The sequence below is a fragment of the Isosphaeraceae bacterium EP7 genome (assembly GCA_038400315.1).
Lineage (GTDB): Bacteria > Planctomycetota > Planctomycetia > Isosphaerales > Isosphaeraceae > EP7.
The window spans coordinates 1,294,840-1,312,237 of sequence record CP151667.1; the positions used below are offsets into that span (position 1 = coordinate 1,294,840).

10 protein-coding genes are annotated in these 17,398 nt (G+C 65.6%); 2 read left to right on the forward strand and 8 right to left on the reverse strand.

The window, feature by feature from the left end; genetic code table 11:
• Positions 1–96: 96 nt before the first annotated feature.
• Positions 97–1,182, forward strand: a complete 1,086-nt coding sequence (gene serC, locus EP7_RS05085; RefSeq protein WP_463526504.1) for a 3-phosphoserine/phosphohydroxythreonine transaminase — start codon at positions 97–99, stop codon at positions 1,180–1,182.
• 50 nt (positions 1,183–1,232) lie between these two features.
• Here serC and EP7_RS05090 read toward each other — a convergent pair whose 3' ends face one another.
• From EP7_RS05090 to EP7_RS05110, 5 genes are all read right to left on the reverse strand, one after another.
• Positions 1,233–2,150 (reverse strand): ThuA domain-containing protein, encoded by a 918-nt coding sequence (locus tag EP7_RS05090; RefSeq protein ID WP_463526505.1) that lies wholly within the window; start codon positions 2,148–2,150, stop codon positions 1,233–1,235.
• 65 nt (positions 2,151–2,215) lie between these two features.
• A complete protein-coding gene (locus tag EP7_RS05095; protein WP_463526506.1) occupies positions 2,216–3,766 on the reverse strand; it encodes a sialate O-acetylesterase in 1,551 nt (516 codons plus the stop codon).
• Between the two features lie 116 nt (positions 3,767–3,882).
• A complete protein-coding gene (locus tag EP7_RS05100) occupies positions 3,883–5,349 on the reverse strand; it encodes a DUF1501 domain-containing protein (RefSeq protein ID WP_463526507.1) in 1,467 nt (488 codons plus the stop codon).
• Between the two features lie 4 nt (positions 5,350–5,353).
• The gene (locus EP7_RS05105; RefSeq protein ID WP_463526508.1) at positions 5,354–7,912 is read right to left on the reverse strand and encodes a PSD1 and planctomycete cytochrome C domain-containing protein; all 2,559 of its coding nucleotides are present in this window, start codon (positions 7,910–7,912) and stop codon (positions 5,354–5,356) included.
• Positions 7,913–8,043: 131 nt separating this feature from the next.
• On the reverse strand, positions 8,044–8,340 hold the full coding sequence (locus tag EP7_RS05110) for a hypothetical protein (RefSeq protein ID WP_463526509.1): 297 nt from the start codon (positions 8,338–8,340) through the stop codon (positions 8,044–8,046).
• A gap of 1,187 nt (positions 8,341–9,527) precedes the next feature.
• Between EP7_RS05110 and EP7_RS05115 the strand changes: the two genes are divergently transcribed.
• Entirely contained in the window at positions 9,528–12,833 is a 3,306-nt protein-coding gene (locus tag EP7_RS05115) for an efflux RND transporter permease subunit (RefSeq protein ID WP_463526511.1), read from the forward strand.
• A gap of 83 nt (positions 12,834–12,916) precedes the next feature.
• Here the strand turns inward: EP7_RS05115 and EP7_RS05120 are convergent, their stop codons facing one another.
• Genes EP7_RS05120 through EP7_RS05130 form a run of 3 tightly spaced genes read right to left on the reverse strand, consistent with a single transcriptional unit; the run spans position 12,917 to position 17,384 of the window.
• Positions 12,917–15,919: an EI24 domain-containing protein gene (locus EP7_RS05120; RefSeq protein WP_463526512.1), complete on the reverse strand. Its 3,003-nt coding sequence runs from the start codon at positions 15,917–15,919 to the stop codon at positions 12,917–12,919.
• Between the two features lie 35 nt (positions 15,920–15,954).
• A complete protein-coding gene (locus tag EP7_RS05125; protein ID WP_463526513.1) occupies positions 15,955–16,950 on the reverse strand; it encodes an ABC transporter ATP-binding protein in 996 nt (331 codons plus the stop codon).
• Positions 16,947–17,384, reverse strand: a complete 438-nt coding sequence (locus tag EP7_RS05130; RefSeq protein WP_463526515.1) for a GntR family transcriptional regulator — start codon at positions 17,382–17,384, stop codon at positions 16,947–16,949. Before EP7_RS05130 ends, EP7_RS05125 begins: the two co-directional genes overlap by 4 nt.
• Between the last annotated feature and the right edge of the window lie 14 nt (positions 17,385–17,398).

A 17,398-nucleotide genomic window follows, 5' to 3' on the forward strand; every position in this document is an offset into this window, starting at 1 on the left:
CGAATGGGGAGGCACGCCGGGCGGTCGACTCGATAGAATCGGCGACTTGCCGTTGGCTCGACGATCCGAGGCGAGGCGAGTCCGAGGACGCTTCCGATGAGTTCCGTGCTGAATTTCAACGCCGGCCCCGCCATGCTCCCCCCCTCCGTGCTGGAGCAGGTCCAGTCCGAACTCCGCGACTACAAAGGTCGCGGGATGTCGATCATGGAGATGAGCCACCGCTCCAAGGAGTTCGAGGCCATCGACGCCCGCGCCGAGGCGACCCTGAAGCGGCTGCTCGGCGTCGGCGACGGCTATCGGGCCATCTTCGTCCAGGGGGGCGCCTCGACCCAGTTCGCCACCCTGCCGATGAACTTCCTGCCCCAAGGGGGGACGGCCGACTACATCGTCACAGGCTCCTGGGGCGAGAAGGCGGTCGAGGAAGTTGGCCTCTTCGGCGAGGCCCACATCGCCGCGACCACCAAGGCGTCCAACTACGCCAGGGTGCCCAACGCCGACGAGATCAAGCTCTCGGCCACCCCTGCCTACGTCCACTACACCACCAACGAGACCATCCAGGGGGTGCAGTTCCAGTCCGTCCCCGACGTGGGTGGCCGCCACCTGGTCGCCGACATGAGCAGCGACATCCTGTCGAGGCCCATCGACGCATCGAAGTTCTCGCTCCTCTACGCCGGAGCCCAGAAGAACCTCGGCCCGTCGGGCGTGACCGTCGTTGTCCTCCGCGAAGACTGGCTGAAGCAGGCCAACGCGAAGGTCCCGACGATGCTCAGGTACTCGACCCACGTGAAGAACAACTCGCTGTACAACACCCCGCCCAGCTTCGGCATCTACGTCCTCGACCTCGTCCTCCAGTGGATCGACGGCCTGGGCGGCTTGGAAGGCGTGGCCGCACGCAACGCGACCAAGTCCGGCTCGCTGTACGCGACGATCGACGGCAGCGGCGGCTACTACAAGGGGCACGCCGAGGCCGGCTCACGCTCGTCGATGAACGTGACCTTCCGCCTGCCGACCGAGGCCCTGGAGAAGCAGTTCATCGCCGAGTCCCAGGCCGCCGGCATGGTCGGACTGGCCGGTCATCGCTCCGTCGGCGGCATCCGCGCGTCGATCTACAACGCGATCGGCGAGGACGCTTGCAAGAGCTTGAGCGCGTTCATGACCGAATTCGCCCGCAAGAACGGCTGATTCGGGGGGTGGAGCGATGCCGATTGGGGCATCGCTCCACCGGTTCGGTGTCAGTGGGCCGCGGCCGGCCGGACCTTCACGGCCTCGGCGGGGAAGTCGGCCGCCAGCGGGAGGGTCACCTTCCCGGTGGCCGCCCATTCCGCGCCGCGGGACAGCAGCGACTGGAAGCCGACGCAGCGGATCGCCGTGGTGTCGTCGCCGTTGACGTGGCCCAGGACCGTGGTGAAGACGCGGCCCTTGCCGACCGGGATCGTCCAGGCCATCGGTTCGTTAGTCCCGGTCCCGCCCTTCGCCTTGTCGGAGTAGGCGGTCGCCAGGATGTGCATATGCTCGACCGGCCCGCGCTGGCCGTGGTAGAGCTCGTCGGTGGGATGGGCCCATCGGGCGGGCATCCCTTTGGTGATCGGATGGTCGGCGTCGCGCACGACGACCGGATAGGCATGCGCCGGGCCGTGTCCTGCCCCGGGGCCCTCGCCCTTGGCCGACTTGACCACCTTGCCCGAGTCGTCGACCGTCAGCCGCTCGCCGAACTTGCTGTCGCGCCAGCCCATGCCGATCATCTCGTTCCAGGCGGGCCACTCGGCGAAGGCGTTGTTGGCGGCGTGAACCACGACCAGCCCTCCGCCCCCGGAGACGTACTTCTCCAGCGAGGTCTTCAACGGCTCGGGCCAGGCCTCGCCGTTGTAGTTGCTGACCACGGCGGCGTACTTGGAGAAGTCGGGTCGGAACGAGTCCCATGCCGAGGCGGGCGACTTCGGCGGCGGGGTCGTCGCAACGTCGACGTCGAACCTGCCGGTGGAGGTGAGGGCGTCGACCAGAACGGGCTGCATCGCCTTCCAGTTGTGGTTGTTCTGCCCGTCGATGAGCAGCACCTTCAGCCGATCGGCGGCGTCCGCGGTCGCGGCGAGGCCGGCGACGAGCAGGGCGGCCAGGGGCAACGTTCGCCAAACGCGATTTCGAGCCTGCATCAGATCACTCCTGGAGTTGGGCGGGGGCCCGAACATGCCGGACCCCCTCTCTGCCTGGGGCAGGCTCAGTGACTGTTGGCGGTCACGCCCGGCCAGTCGTCGGTGCGGAAAGGGTTGACGGGTAGGCCATTCTGGCCGTAGACGTTGCAGATGGGGTTGTCGGCCCAGGCGTATCGGACTGAGGCCGGATCGCTGATCTCATCGGACCAGACCTCGACCTTGTTGGGCCCGATGATCTTGGCCTTGGCCGCGACGAACCTGCGGTCGGAGCCGGCGATCGAGAACCCGATCGGTTCGGCCACGTCGAACGTCTTCAGGCCAGGTTCGGCATGGTCGAGGGTCAGGACGACCTTGTTCCCTTGCTTCTCCATCGACTTGTAGGTCGGGCTCTGGCAGGCGATCGGGATGCCGTAATCCTTGGCCAGTGCCCAGCGGGCCAGGCGCTTGGCGACGTCCTGCTTGTTGGTCGGGTGGATGTCCTTGGCTTCGCCCAGGTCGATGATGACGGCCTCGCCGGTCTTGGGCAGCTTGAGGGTCAGCGTCTGGGCTTCGCGAAGCTCGGCCCAGGAGCTGTCGCCGGGCTCGGGCTTCTCGGGCAGGAAGTCGGCGAGCTGGACCCAGTAGAACGGGAAGTCGCCGATCTTCCACTCGTCGCGCCAGCTCTGGATCATCAAGGGGAAGAGGTCGCGGTACTGGTAGGCCCGGCTGGCGTTGCTCTCGCCCTGGTACCAGATCGCGCCCCGGATGCCGTAGCCGATCGTCGGCTTGAGCACGCCGTTATAGATGTTGCCCGGGCGTGCGTTGCCGTTCATCAGGCCGTCGGGGTTGGCCAGAGGCTTGAGCTTGGGGTCGGCCTTGGCGGCCTCGACCGACTTGTCGTACTCGGCCTTCTTCGCCGGGTAGTCAGCCTCGATCTTCTCCCAACGCGCCATCAGCTCGGCATACTTGGGGTCGGCTTTGAGGATGTCGCGGCGGACCCAGGCCTCGCAGGCCGAGCCCCCCCAGGCGTCGTCGATCAGGCCGATGGGCACGTCGAGCGTCTGGGCGAGCTGGCGGCCGAAGAAGTAGCCGACCGCCGAGAAGCTCTTGACCGTCTCGGGCGTGCAAGCGGTCCATTCACCCTTGAAATCCGTCTTCAGCTCCTGCGTGCCGACCTGCGGCACCGAGATGAAGCGGATGTTGGGGAACTTGGCCGTCAGGCTCTCGAGGTCGGGGTCATTGGCCCGAGCGACTTCCCACTGCATGTTGGACTGGCCCGAGCAGACCCAGACCTCGCCGACGAGAACATCATCGAACGTGACCGTGTTCTTCCCCTTGACCGTCAGGGTCAGGGGGCTTCCCCCCGACTTGAGCGGGTCGAGGTTCAGGGCCCAATGACCCTTGTCGTCGGCTTTGGTGGTCTTGGTCTGGTCGGCGATGGTGACCGTGACCGCCTCGCCCGGCTCGGCCCAGCCCCAGACCTTGTCGGGAAGGTCGCGCTGCAGGACCATGTGGCTGCCGAAGATGGCCGGCAGCTTGACATCGGCGAGGGCGGCTTGGCCCCCGCCCAGACAGGCCAGCGCGGCGATGGCCGTGCGGGCCAGGCCGAGACGATCGATCGACGTTGCTTTGCGCACGTTAGAGCACCCCGTGAGTTGCCGCTTCTGGAATCGAGCCTCGCGCGAAGGCCGATAGTCTAGCGGCGCCCTCGGGGTGAATCTACGCCCGGGTCCAACCCTTGTTGGATCTCCGGTCAGGCAAGCAGCTCGGTCCGCACCTTCGCCTCACCCTCGGGGCCGATCAGGCGATTCTGCAACCCCTGGAACGGATAGGTGAACTTCCAGGGGTCCAGGCCCATCAGGTGGAGAACCGTGGCCTGCAAGTCATGGACGGTCATCGGGCTGTCGACGATCCGCGTCCCCAGGTCATCGGTCGCGCCCAGGTCGGTCCCCGGCTTGATCCCGGCCCCGGCCATCCAGATCGTGAAGCATTGCGGATGATGGTCGCGGCCCAGGAACTTCGATCCGTCCCGCGCCTCGTTCATCGACGTCCGACCGAACTCACCCCCCCAGATCACCAGCGTCTCGTCCAGCAGCCCGGTCCGCTTCAGGTCGGCCAGCAGGGCGGCGATCGGGCGGTCGACCTCCTTACACTTCGCCGGAAGATGCGTGACGATGTCGTTGCTGGCCGCGGTGCCGTGGGTGTCCCAGCCCCAGTCATAAAGCTGGACGTACCGGACGCCGCGCTCGACCAGCCGGCGGGCCAGCAGGCAGTTGTTGGCAAAGGATGACGCGCCAGGCTGGGCCCCGTACTCTTCCTGCACGCGGGCCGGCTCCTGGCGGATGTCCATCACCTCGGGCACCGACATCTGCATCCGGAAGGCGAGCTCGTATTGGCTGATCCGCGTCAGTGTCTCCGGGTCGCCGTAGCGCTCCAGCTCGGTCTCGTTGAGCGCCCGGAGCGCGTCCAGGCTCCGGCGACGGGCTTCGCGGTCCATCCCCTTCGGGTTCGACACATACAGGATCGGGTCGCCCGACGTCCGGCACTGCACCCCCTGGTAGACCGAGGGGAGAAATCCGGTGCTCCAGAGCGCCTTGCCCCCGGTCGGGTCGGTCCCGCCGCTGATCAGGACGACGAACCCAGGCAGGTTGTCGTTCTCGCTGCCCAGCCCGTAAGTCACCCACGACCCCATCGCCGCGCCGCCGTTGCGGGCGCTGCCGGTATACAGGAACAGCTCGGCCGGGCCATGGTTGAACTGGTCGGTGTGCATCGACCGGATGATGGCGAGCTCGTCGGCGTGGTCGGCCAGCTTCGGCAGCAGTTCGCTCATCCAGGTGCCGCACTGGCCCCTGCGTTCGAATTTATAGGGGGAGCCCAACAGGACGGGGTGACCCTTGATGAAGGCGAACTTCTGCCCCTTCAGCAGCTCGTCGGGGCAGGGCTTCAGGTGATGCTTGACCAGCTCGGGCTTGTACTCGAAGAGGTCTTGCTGCGGCGGGGCGCCGGACATATGCAGGTAGATGACCCGCTTCGCTTTCGCCGGGAACTGAGGCGGACGGGGCGACATCGGGTCGCCGGTGGAAGGCCTCGGCGCGAGATCGGCGGCGCGGCCGAGCTTGCCGGACAGCGCCGCCAGGGCGAAGGCGCCCAGGCCCGCCTGTGAATCGACGAGGAACTGGCGTCGGGTGGCGGCGCGGGCTCGCTGGAGCGGGAATTCCATCGGATCAGCCTCGGGTCAGGACGCCGTCGAGGTTCAAGAGCACGTTGGCGATCGTGGTCCAGGCCGCCAGCTCGTCGGCCGCCATCCCCTCGGGGAGAGGGCCAAGCGGCTCGGTGGCCAGTGCCTTCGCGTCCTCAGAGTGGGACCGATAGTGGTCCCGCTCGCCGCGATAGAGTTGCTCGATCCGGTCGACCTGATCGTCGGTGGCGGGCCGACCGAGGCAAAGCTCAAGCCCGAACCGGGCGCGCGACCGATCGTCGGAACCCCCTTCGCGGACCATTCGACGGGCGAGCGCCTGCGACGCCTCGACGTAGACTGGGTCGTTCATGGTGACGAACGCCTGCAAGGGGGTGTTCGTCCTGATCCGCCTGATCGCGCAGGTCTCGCGGCTAGGGGCATCGAAGGCGGTCATCGACGGGTAGGGGGTCGTCCGCCGCCAGAACGTGTAGAGGCCGCGGCGATGCCGGTCCTCGCCGTCGCTGGTTGCCCAGGTCCGCTCACCATTGAACGCGGCCTGCCAGAGCCCGCCGGGTTGGTACGGGAAGACCGACGGGCCGTTCATCTTGCGGCTGAGCAGGCCGCTGAGGCTGAGGGCCTGGTCTCGCACCGTCTCGGCCTCGAGCCGATAGCGGGGCGCCCGCGCCAGCAGCCGGTTTTTGGGGTCGCGGGCGATCAGTTCCGGGTTCACCTTCGATGACTGCCGATAGGTGGACGACGTCACGATGGTCCGGATCAGCGCCTTGGTATCCCAGTCGAGCCCGATCAATTCCAGGGCCAGCCAGTCGAGCAGCTCGGGATGGCTCGGCAGCTCTCCCTGGGTGCCAAAGTCTTCCTCGGTCTCAACCAGGCCGGCGCCGAACAACTCGCCCCAAATTCGATTCACCTCGACACGCGCGGTCAACGGATTCCTGGAATCCACCAGCCAGCGGGCCAGCCCCATCCGGTCGGCCGCATCGCCGGGATTGAGCGGGTGGAATGCACCCGGGACACCCGGCTCGACCTTGTGGCCTGGGTCGAGGTGGTTGCCCTTGACCATCAGGTGAGTGGTCCGGCGCGTGGCCGAGGGCAATTCCGCCAGGATCGGCAGCGTAGGGACGGCAGGCCTGGATGCTTCCAGGCGAGCGATCTCGCCACGAATGGACTTCGTCTCAGGGGCGATCGTCCGGAAATAGGTAAACAGGCGATCGACCTGGGCCGGGCTCCGATCCGCCGGGGCGAGGTCCGCCGCCGCCAGCACGTCGGCCGGCGTCGCGACGCGACTGCCGGGGTCTGGCTCCGCGCCTTCCGCGAGCACGAGCGTCCGTTCCCAGCGGTCCTGCGAGGCGGCAAGCTCCGGTGTGCGGGCGGCGAGCATCGCTTTCTGCTCGCCGATCTTCGCGTCGAGTTCCCGGATTCTGTCGAGAAGGGCGGGGGAGGGCGCCGGGATGGTCGGGGCTTCGTTGGGCTGATCGTTGTCCTGGGTCTGGTTGAAGACCGCGTAGGTCCGATAGTAATCGTCGTGAGTGATCGGGTCATACTTGTGCGTGTGGCACTTGGCACAGCCCATCGTCAGGCCCATCCAGACCTGAAGGGTCGTGTCCACGCGGTCCTTGACGGCGGCGACGCGGAATTCCTCGTCGTCGGTCCCTCCCTCGGTATTGGTCATCGTGTTCCGGTGGAACGCCGTGGCCATCGTCTGAGAGAGCGTGGGGGCGGGCCGCAGGTCGCCGGCGATCTGGTCGATCGTGAACTCGTTATACGGCTGATTCCCGTTAAAGGCGTCGATGACCCAGTCGCGATAACGCCAGATCGTCCGGAGCGGGTCGGAACCAAAGCCCGACGAGTCGGCGTAGCGTGCCAGGTCGAGCCAGTGGCGCGCCCGGCGCTCGCCAAAGGCGGGATCCTGGATCAGGCGGTCGACCGCACGCTCGTAGGCATCCGGCGCATCGTCGCGGGCGAAGTCGGCCACCTCGGCGGGAGTCGGCGGGAGCCCCCGGAGGTCGAGGCTCAGGCGGCGGAGCAGGGCGAAGCGATCGGCCTCGGGCGACGGGGCGAGCCCTTCGCGTTCCAGCCGACCGAGGATCCAGGCATCCACTCCGTTCCTGGGCCAGTCCGCGCGTTTGACCGCGGGGAGCGGCCGGGCGACGGGGGCGGTGAACGACCAGTGCTCGGCGAAAGTCGCCCCCTGCTCGATCCAACGCCTGAGGGTTTCGACCTCCGCTGTGGCCAGGCGATCGCCCGACTTCTTGGGCGGCATCCGCGACGTCTCGTCCTCGTCGACGATCCGGGCGAGCAACTCGCTTTCGTCTGGCTCTCCCGGGACGATGGCGCGGGCGCCGCTCTTGAGTTCCTTCGTCGCGTCGGCCAGGTGGTCGAGCCTGAGCCCACGGGCCCGCTGGGCGTCGTCCTGACCGTGGCAGGCGAAGCAATGCCTGGAGAGGATCGGCCTGACGTCTCGGTTGAAGTCGACCGCCCTCGCTGGCTCGGCAGCGTGCGCGGGGCTGTCCGCGCCGATCCTGAGCGTGGCGATCAGGGCGAACGTGACCAGGAGCCGGCCGAATTTCGGACTTCGAGCCTCTGCCATCGGGGGACCCCACGCGGCCTGTCCGGTTCGGCCGGAAGCCGGGATTGCTCCCCGACCCGACGGACGCTCAACAACAATTGTACCATTCCCGCCCGTCAAGCATACGACCCAGCCCCGTGGCCCGGCGGCGCTCAACGAGGCATCCGCCACTCCAGGCTCCTGAGGAGGAGTTGTGCGAGGCGGAGTCGGTCGTCGTCGTCGTCGTTCGATTCCTCGATCATGGCGAGGATCGTCTTCCGGCTGCCATCTCGCATGATGACGAAGGGCGAGACTTCGTGAATCGGCAGGTAGCCGATCGGCCTGCGCAGAAGGTCCTCGTACTCGCCGGCGACCCGGCGGAATCGCGCCAGGGCCGGCTGGTTGTCATCGCCGCCCAGACTTCGCGCGGCTGCGAGCAGGATCCGGGCGGCATCGACCCCGATCTGCATGTCCGGCCGAGTCTCGGGAGAGGGAGACAAACTCGGGTCCGTTGATCCATCGTTGTCGGTCATGAGGAAGCCAGGAGCCATCGGCGCGAGTTCGTGGTAGGAAGGGCTCTCGCGAAGCGCTGGGAGAGGCTCGAGAGTTGTCATGACTCTAACTTGCGGACGAAATGCAGCCAGGGAGAGGTCGGGAATTTTGGTCATGTTTTTTCGATTCATCATCCGAGTCGCTCGCGGCGTCGCTCAACCTGTCCCAGGCGGACTGAATTGTAACCCATGGCATTCATCCGGCTTGCGGCGAAGACTCGCGAGCCGCTGGAGAGAGATTCACCCATTTCCCCGAGCGCACGCATGAACCTCCCACATGTGGTCTACGGACAATGACGTCAGGAAATGTCGCAAATCTTTCAGTTAAGCCTAATCGACTCATCTGAGCCAGGGGCCATCCGGCGTCCCAGGGTATGACCAGCCTGCCCTCAGACGGCAATGCGGCCGCGACCGAATCGGATCGACCGACAGAATTAAGAGATGACGCATGCGCGATGTCGGCCGAAAATGCCCTCGACTTGCGGTGCGGATCGGCTACCCTGAGATCGGGCAACTCGACGAGCGAAGTTGCGCGCGGCGGTCGGGGAGATGGGTCGAATGACCGCGAATCGCCGAATCGCCCTGATCGTCTGTTTGATCGGCTCCCTGCTCCCGGGAGGTCGTCCTTGCGTCGACTTCCTGCGGCCGAGCGTCGAGACGCCGGCATTCCGCGAGATCACTTCGGTTTGCCACGTCCGAGCCTCGCGTCCGGCTAAGTTCCCACTGATGCCGCAGTTCGACGCGAGCGAGCTCGGAGATGAGGTTCCGGACCCCGAGGATGGGGACGGCCACGAGGTCAACGCCCTTCGCGTCGGATCCCGGTTCGTCGCGAGACTTCACGACTCCGACCTGGCCCACGACCTCCGAACAGGGGGCGTGATTCATCGGCGCAATTGGTTGATCACGAACCACTTGCGTTGTTGAAGTTGGTCCGTTCTGTGTTCGTCCTCGACGGCGTATTCCTCACGACCCTCGCGCGTTTGCGGGGGGTCGGTCTGGTCAACGGTCTGCGATCAATCCCCTTGCTCGGGGCTTGATCCGCGACGTTCGGCTTTCCATCCTCGGTGCTCCTCCCCATCTCCCTCGCTGCAAGGGACTTCGCGCCCATGGTTCGTGCCATTATCTCGTGGGCCTTGCACAATCGCCTGATCGTGCTATTGGCCGTCTTCGCCCTCATCGGCGCGGGGATCCACTCGGCGATCAATCTCAACGTCGAAGCTTACCCCGACCCGACCCCGCCGCTGGTCGAGATCATCACCCAGAATCCCGGGGCAAGCCCCGAGGAGATGGAGCGTCTGATCGGCATTCCGCTGGAGACGGCGCTCAACGGGATGCCCAACCTGGAGGACATGCGAAGCACCTCCGTGGCCGGCCTCAACGACATCAAATGCCAGTTCGCCTACGGGTCCGACTACTACGCGGCCCGTCAGGAGGTCATCAACCGGATCGGCGCGCTCGACAGCCTGCCCAGGGGGGTCATCCCCGTCCTGTCGCCCTGGAGCCCGACCGGCGAGATTGTCCGCTACGTCCTGGAAGGCCCCGCTTACACCACGAACCAGCTCAAGGCCGTTCAGGACTGGGTGCTCAACCGGTCGCTGAAGCAGGTCCCCGGCGTGATGGACGTGACCGGCTACGGCGGGACGATCAAGCAGTATCAGGTGCTCGTCGACGTCCGCCTGATGAAGCGGTATGGCGTGACCTTGAATCAGGTTGAGGACGCCATCGCGCAGTCCAACGCCAACGTCGGCGGCGACGTCCTGAGCCTGGGCGTCCAGTCGCACAACGTCCGGGTCATCGGCCTGCTCGGCGGCGGCGTCGACCCGCTCGACCCAGCGCTCTCCGATCGGGCGGCCGAGATCGAGAACCGCAAGCTCGAAGACATCGGCAACGTCGTGGTCGACTCCAACGCCGGTGTGCCGATCTACGTCAAACAGGTGGCCCAGGTCGTGGTCGGCAATCGCCCGAGGCTCGGCATCGTCGGACGTAACGCCGAGAATGACGTGATCGAGGGCATCGTCCTGATGCGGAAGTACGGCAACTCGCTGGCGACCGCCGAGGCCGTCTCCACCAAGATCAAGCAGATCCAGTCGGGCGGGATGCTCCCCAAAGGGATGCGGATCAAGGTCTTCAACCAGCGGACCGACCTGGTTCACGTCACCACCCACAACGTGCTGCACAACCTCGTCGTGGGGATGATCCTGGTCGTGGTGGTGCTGCTCGTCTTCCTGGGCGACTTGGCCAGCGCCGGGATCGTCGCCATCATGATCCCGCTGGCGCTCTTGTTTTCGGTGACGGTGCTCTACCTCCAGGGGAAGAGCGCCAACCTGCTGTCGATCGGCGCGGTCGACTTCGGGATCATCGTGGACAGCTCGGTCATCATCGTCGAAAACATCTTCCGCCACATCACGTCGCACTCGGCCGACCGCTCCAAATCGCTCATCCAGCGCATCACCGAGGCGTCCCACGAGATCGAGCGGGCGCTCTTCTTCTCGACGGCGATCATCGTCTGCGCGTTCCTGCCGCTCTTCGCCATGACCGGACCGGAGGGGGCGCTCTTCGGCCCGATGGCCAACACGTACGCCTTCGCCATCTTCGGCGCCTTGCTGCTGGCGCTCACGCTGGCCCCGGTGCTCTGCTCGTTCTTCTTCAAGAACAAGACCGAAGAGAAAGAGACGTTCGTCGACATCTTGATGAAGCGGGGCTACCTGAAGCAGCTCAACCGGATCCTCAACCACCGATGGCTGACGCTCGCCGTCATGATGGGGCTGCTCATTTTCACGATGACCCTGGTCCCGACGCTGGGCGGCGAGTTCATGCCCGAGCTCGAAGAGGGCAACCTCTGGATCAGGGCCATTCTCCCGCGCACCGTCTCGCTGGAAGAGGCCGCGCGAATGGCGCCCCGCCTCCGTCGGGTGATCGCCGAGACTCCCGAAATCCGCGGTGTGATGTCGCACGTCGGCCGGCCCGACGACGGCACCGACGTGACCAGCTTCTTCAACCTGGAGTTCAACGCGCCCCTCTTGCCCATGGAGCACTGGCGCAAGAAGCCGTACATCGTGATGGGCCGCCACCTCTGGGATCGGCCGATCACACGGCAGGAAATCGAAGAGGAGATGACCAAGCGGTTCGCCGAGTTCCCAGGCGTCGACTTCAACTTCTCCCAGCTCATCCGCGACAACGTCGAGGAGGCCCTCTCGGGCGTGAAGGGGGCCAACTCCGTCAAGCTCTTCGGCAACGACCTCCAGACTCTGGAGGCCTCCGGCCAGCGGGTCGCCAACGTCCTCCGGAAGGTGCCGGGCATCACCAATGTGGGCCTTTTCCACATCCTCGGCCAGCCGAACCTGGAGATCCACATCGACCGCGCGGCGTGTGCCCGCTACGGGATCAACGTCGACGACGTCGAGGCGGCGGCTCAGGTAGCAATCGGTGGCCGTGCGTTCTCGCGGATGGTCGAGGGGGAGAAGCTCTACGACATCGTCCTGCGCCTGCCCGAAGACCTGCGAAACGACCCCAACATGATCGGCCGGATTCCGATCGATGTGCCGACCACGAAGGGGAAGACTCAGGCCTCGCTCCCGCTGGCGCAACTCGCCCGAATCGAGCCGCATACGCCGGGGGCCTCTTATATCTACCGCGAGAACAACCAGCGCTACATCCCGATCAAGTTCGCCGTCAACGGCCGCGACCTGGCCTCGGCCATCGACGAGGCCCGGATCAAGGTCGACGATCCTAAGACCGGTGCGAAGCTCCCGCAAGGCTACCGCATCGAGTGGTCGGGCGAGTTCGCCCAGATGCAGGAGGCCAATGCCCGCTTGATGTGGATCGTCCCTCTGTCGATCGTCCTGATCATGGTGCTGCTGTACACCGCGTTCAACTCGATGAAGGATGCGCTCCTGGTCATGGCCAACGTGCTGGCCGCGACGATGGGAGGGATCTGGGCCCTGAAGTTGACGGGCACGCCGTTCTCGATCTCGGCTGCGGTCGGGTTCATCTCAATCTTCGGCGTCGCGGTGCAGGACGGGGTGCTGCTCATCTCCTACTTCAATCAGATGCGAGCCGCCGGACTTCCCGTGCGCGAGGCCGTGATGCGAGGAGCCGAGCTGCGTGTTCGGCCCGTCGTCATGACTAGCCTGACTGCCGCGCTCGGGCTGCTGCCGGCGGCCGTCGCCAACTCGATCGGCTCGCAGGCCCAGAAGCCGCTGGCCATCGTGGTCGTCGGCGGCATGCTCGTGACCCTGGGCCTGACCCGATACCTGATGCCCGTCCTCTACAGCTTCTTCCCAGCCCCGAAGGGCGAGGGAGGGAACCTGGCCGACCTCGTCGCGGGCTCCCATTTTACCGACGGCATCCTGGGCATCCACCGTGATGTCCACGCCGACTCGCCGGCCGATGAAGGCGGCGGGATCAGCTGAGCCAACCGAGCGTTCGAATCGAACCCGCCCCGCGGAAATGCTCCGCGGGGCGGGTTCGATTCGAACGCATTCCCGGTCATCGATCAAGGGTTGGCAGCTTCGTCCGGCGTCGATGGCTGCGTGCGGATGACACGGGGCAGGACCAGGATCAGGTCCTCTGGCTGTCCTGCCGAGGCGTTCATCGTCCCCTGGTTCCATTGTCGATCCGGGCCGAATCCGATGATGAGCGGGTAGCCCGGCTTCAGAGGTTGAAGTAGCTTCCGCGCATCGGGATACCTTTGCTCGAAGAAACGGCCTGGAGGCGGATATTGGGAAGGCAGCAAGGGGGGCATCGCCTGACCGGGATTCGATTTGTCGGACTCGGGAATTCGATCGAGTGGGCCGAGCGTTCCGTTGCTCAGGAAGACCCGATACGGTTCGCCCGAGAATGGATCGATGGACAGATCGGGGAGGCATCCGGGCACAAGCAGGTCCAGCGACGAAGGCATCGTCCCATCGTGTCCGAGTCGCCAGGCCTGGATCGCCATCGCCATCGTGAGCATCCGGCGCCGGTTCAACTCGAGATCGCAGCGATCGATGATCCAGGATTCGTTAATCCGCAAGTATTGGAGTAGGGGAGTACTCATGAGGGCCCACTGGAGCGTTTTCCAGTCGGGCTGTCCGGGCATCGTCGGGGGCGGAATCGGACCCCCTAGCCAATTCTGATTCTCCCATGCGGAGTGGCTGTTTCTTCGATATGGTTCGACCGCTGCGACCGCGACGTAGGCGGTGTTCTGGAGCCGCATGGCCCGCCTTGCCCTCTCTCGTTCCCACGGAAATGAAAGTGCCGGCAACTGGATGGTGCTCTCGAATGAGCCCCGATTCTTCAGATCCCCGAAATAGCCGCTGGACACGAGGAGATCTTTGAACTCCTCCTTCGGCAGGCCGAGGAAGAGGTCCTGGGAGGCTGCCTGCGATTCAAGGGCGATCACGGCGGAAGGCGGCGCGGGAAGCGATTCGAGTTCCTTCAATTTGCCCTGGAGTCGCTCCTCCGTCTGATCCGGGGCGAGCGTCCAGTCGAGCGCCGCCTGACAGGCGACTGCATGGATCTCCGCGGCTTCGAGGGTCTGATAGAACTGAGGCGTGGTCTGCCCGAGATGATTGGCCATCCTGAATAGCGTCATGACATCGTTCCAGGCCGCACCCAGATCTTTGCGTTCGAGATGGGTCTTGAATTCGTTTTCAATCAGGGCCTGGAGCTGCTGCATCGGGATTCGATCGGGATTCCCCTCGAAGATGCGGGGCGAGACCTTACCGAACTGGGAAAGCGGCATGGCCGCCGCTTCGCGAATGAGCCCGAGAACATTCGAATGCCGCCGGATCCCTTCGGCATCCGGTGGTTGGGCCTCGTTCTCCGCCTTGGTCTCGACGACCGATTCATCCTCGGGAGCCGCCATGCCCATCATGGAATTCATGCCACCCGGGAGGTTCGCTCCGGAGTCGGCGATCAGGGCAAGGTACGCGGCGCGGTAGACCTCGGCGGCGTTAGCCTCGGGCGGGAGATTCGTGGAGACCAGAGCAGCCGTGGTCGGCAGCGGGCCGATGTCTGGTACGCCCGTCGCCCGGTCGATCGTATAGATCACGCAGAGACTGACTGTGGGAACCAGGACAAGGGCCGCGAGCTTCGACCAGGACCGGATTCCTCTCCGTCCTTCCACCCAGTCGCGGCTCCAGGCCAGGCTTGCACCGAAGAAGACGAGCGGGATGAGCGGGAGCATCCACCCCGACATCAGCCGGCCAACAATCAAGGCGATCGGGAACGCGACGAAGGGGATCAGCAGCAGCAACGCGCAGAGCCACGCGGTGATCCCACGGGGAATCACCATCGCCAGCAGTTGGCCGATCGAGAACGTGATGAGCCCTACGAGCACCGGCGAGAGGAGATACAAGAGCACCATCAACGGGAACCAGATCGGCTGGCTCTGAATGATCTGGAGGAGAATCGGCAACGCTTTCCCGGCGGGAGGCGAGCCCCAAATCCATCCGGAGAACAGGAAGCCGTAGAGCAGGAGGAATGCTCCGAAGGCCGTCAGGGGAAGCAGCCAGAACCTCAGCTTGTTGAACCAGATCCACCAGGGCCGGACCCCATGATGGGCCAGGAATCGATAGGTCCGGCCGCGATTCTCCGGCTCGAAGGTGGCGATGCCTGTGCTCAGCGAGGCGATCATCCAGGGGAGGAGGAGGACGATCCAGAGGTCGTTCGTCCTCCAGTCGACGTAGAAATGCAGCAGCGGGACGCAGAAGGCCAGCACGACCAACCCGAGAAGAGTCCTCCTGCCTTCTTGCCACGACTGCCAGCGGATCGACCGGGCCGTCGCTTTCCAGCGTGACGATTTCTCCATCGGGTAGGACGCCAGCCTGGCGCCGCCGATGGACTCGTCCGAAGAGAACATCGTCAACTTATCGGTGGCCCGACGGTTCATCAGATACCATGAGAGGCCCAGTGTCAGCAGCGAGATGCCCACCCGAATGAAGAACGTCGTCCCATGGAAGAGGTCCAGTGAGTTGTTCAGGAATTGTTGGTCGAGGGCGGTGATCTTGCCCTGGATTGTCAGCGTGGCGGAAAGGCTCACGATCGTCCCCAACGCGGCGCGGAGCGCGGTTGAGCAGAGGGCCGACCAGAACAATCCCCAGCAGATGGCCTCGACGAGCATGAAGGCGACGCCCCCGACGAGCCCCCAGCTCAGCTTGTCGAGGGTGTCCGGATGGCTGCCCAGGGCGGCGAATCCGAGCAGTGCCTGAGCAAGCACGATGGTGCTGGCGACCGAGAACAGCAGCTTGCCCGTCCAGAGATGCGGGCGGTCGACGCCCATCGCGTCGAGCAGGCTGAGCGTTTGCACCTCGCGTTCGGCGGCGAAGGCGGCCGCCGCGGCCGTGCAGGCATAGATGACCGAGGAGAGGATGGCCAGCCAGTAGAGTCCGCCATGCCTGATCTGCTCGTTGCCGAGGTAGAGCATGAAACATTCGAGCACGCAGACCGCCAGGAGCACGGTCGCCCAGAGTGGCCCGATGGTGCGCCACTCCTTCCAGATGAGTCGCTTGAGCATCGGCCTTGTCCCCGATTTGGAGTGTTCTGGAAGCGTCAGGCGACGTGGACGGCCAGGGAGGGGCGCGGGCCTTGATTGGCCTCGTTCCGACCTCTCATGTACGCAATGTAGATGTCTTCCAGCGTGGGCATCTTGATCTCCAGGCCGATCACGCTGGGGATGCTCCGCAAGGCTTCGCACGCGGCGCGACTCGGGGCGTGGACCAGCCATCGAGCCTGCCTCGGCTCGTCGTCGGCGTCCACCAGTTCCAGGGGAGAGTTGGGCGGGGGGGAGAGCGGGTGATCGCGGTCGGCGAAGCTCAGTTCCAGCAGGAACGTGCGAGCACGCAGCTCGTCGAGGGGCTCGGCGAGGATGAGCTTCCCCTTATGCATCAGCGCGACGTGGCTGGCGACGCGCTCAACCTCGCCGATCTGATGGCTGGAGAGGAGCACCGTGCGGCCCGCGCCGGCCAGCTCCACCATGCTCTGGAGGAAGTCGCGACGGACGAGAGCGTCGAGCCCCGAGGTCGGCTCATCGAGGATCAAGAGGCCCGGCTCGCCCGCCAGGGCCAACGAGAGGGAAACCTTCGCCTTCATTCCCTTCGAGAGGGCGCGAATCTTGCGGTTTCCGGGGAGGCCGAACCCAGCCGCCAGTTCGTTGAACCGCGTCTGGTAGCCGTAGACGCCCCCGGGGCATTCGGGGTGGAAGCCGGCGGCGAACCAGCCGATCTCGCCGACGGACATCCACTCATAAAGCGCCGGCTGCTCGGGCACGTAGCCGATGCGCCGCCGGACCTCGATGCCTTGCCTGGTGGAATCGATGCCCAGGACGCTGATCGAGCCGAAGTCGGGGGTGACCAGGCCAATCAGGCTGCGGATGGTCGTTGTCTTGCCTGCGCCGTTCTCGCCGAGGAGGCCGAAGACCGAGCCGGCGGGGACGACCAGGTCGAGGCGGTCGACGGCCACGTTCCCGCGGTAGATCTTGGTCATCCCCCGGATGACGATTGCGTCGTCGGCCGGCCTGCCGATGGCCATGCTATTCATGCGCGTCATCGCCGCGTCCCCCCCTGGTTGTTGGCCGTCGCCGCGTCGGCGTCGTCCCGGTTGATCTGTTCGTAGCGTGCCCATTCCTCGCGCCAGACGGCGTCGATCTCGCCCGCGTCCAGGCCGCTGCGCCTGGCTTCGTCAATGGCGGCACGCAGCCGCCCGCGGACGAAATCGATCCTCTCCTCCAGGCAATGCGCCAGGGCATCGGCCGCCACCTGAAGGCCGGTCCCGCGCACCGGCGAGAGGACCTCCTCGACCTGCAAGTCGCGGTAGGCCCGCGCCACCGTGTTCGGGTTGACCACGAGCTGCTTGGCGACCTCGCGCACCGAGGGGACCAGGTCCCCCGGCCGCAAGATGCCCGCAGCGATCGCATATTTGACCTGGGCCGCGATCTGCGCGTAGAACGGCCGCCCGTCTCCCGCCTCAATGTGGAAGAGCATGGTAGAGCCCTGTC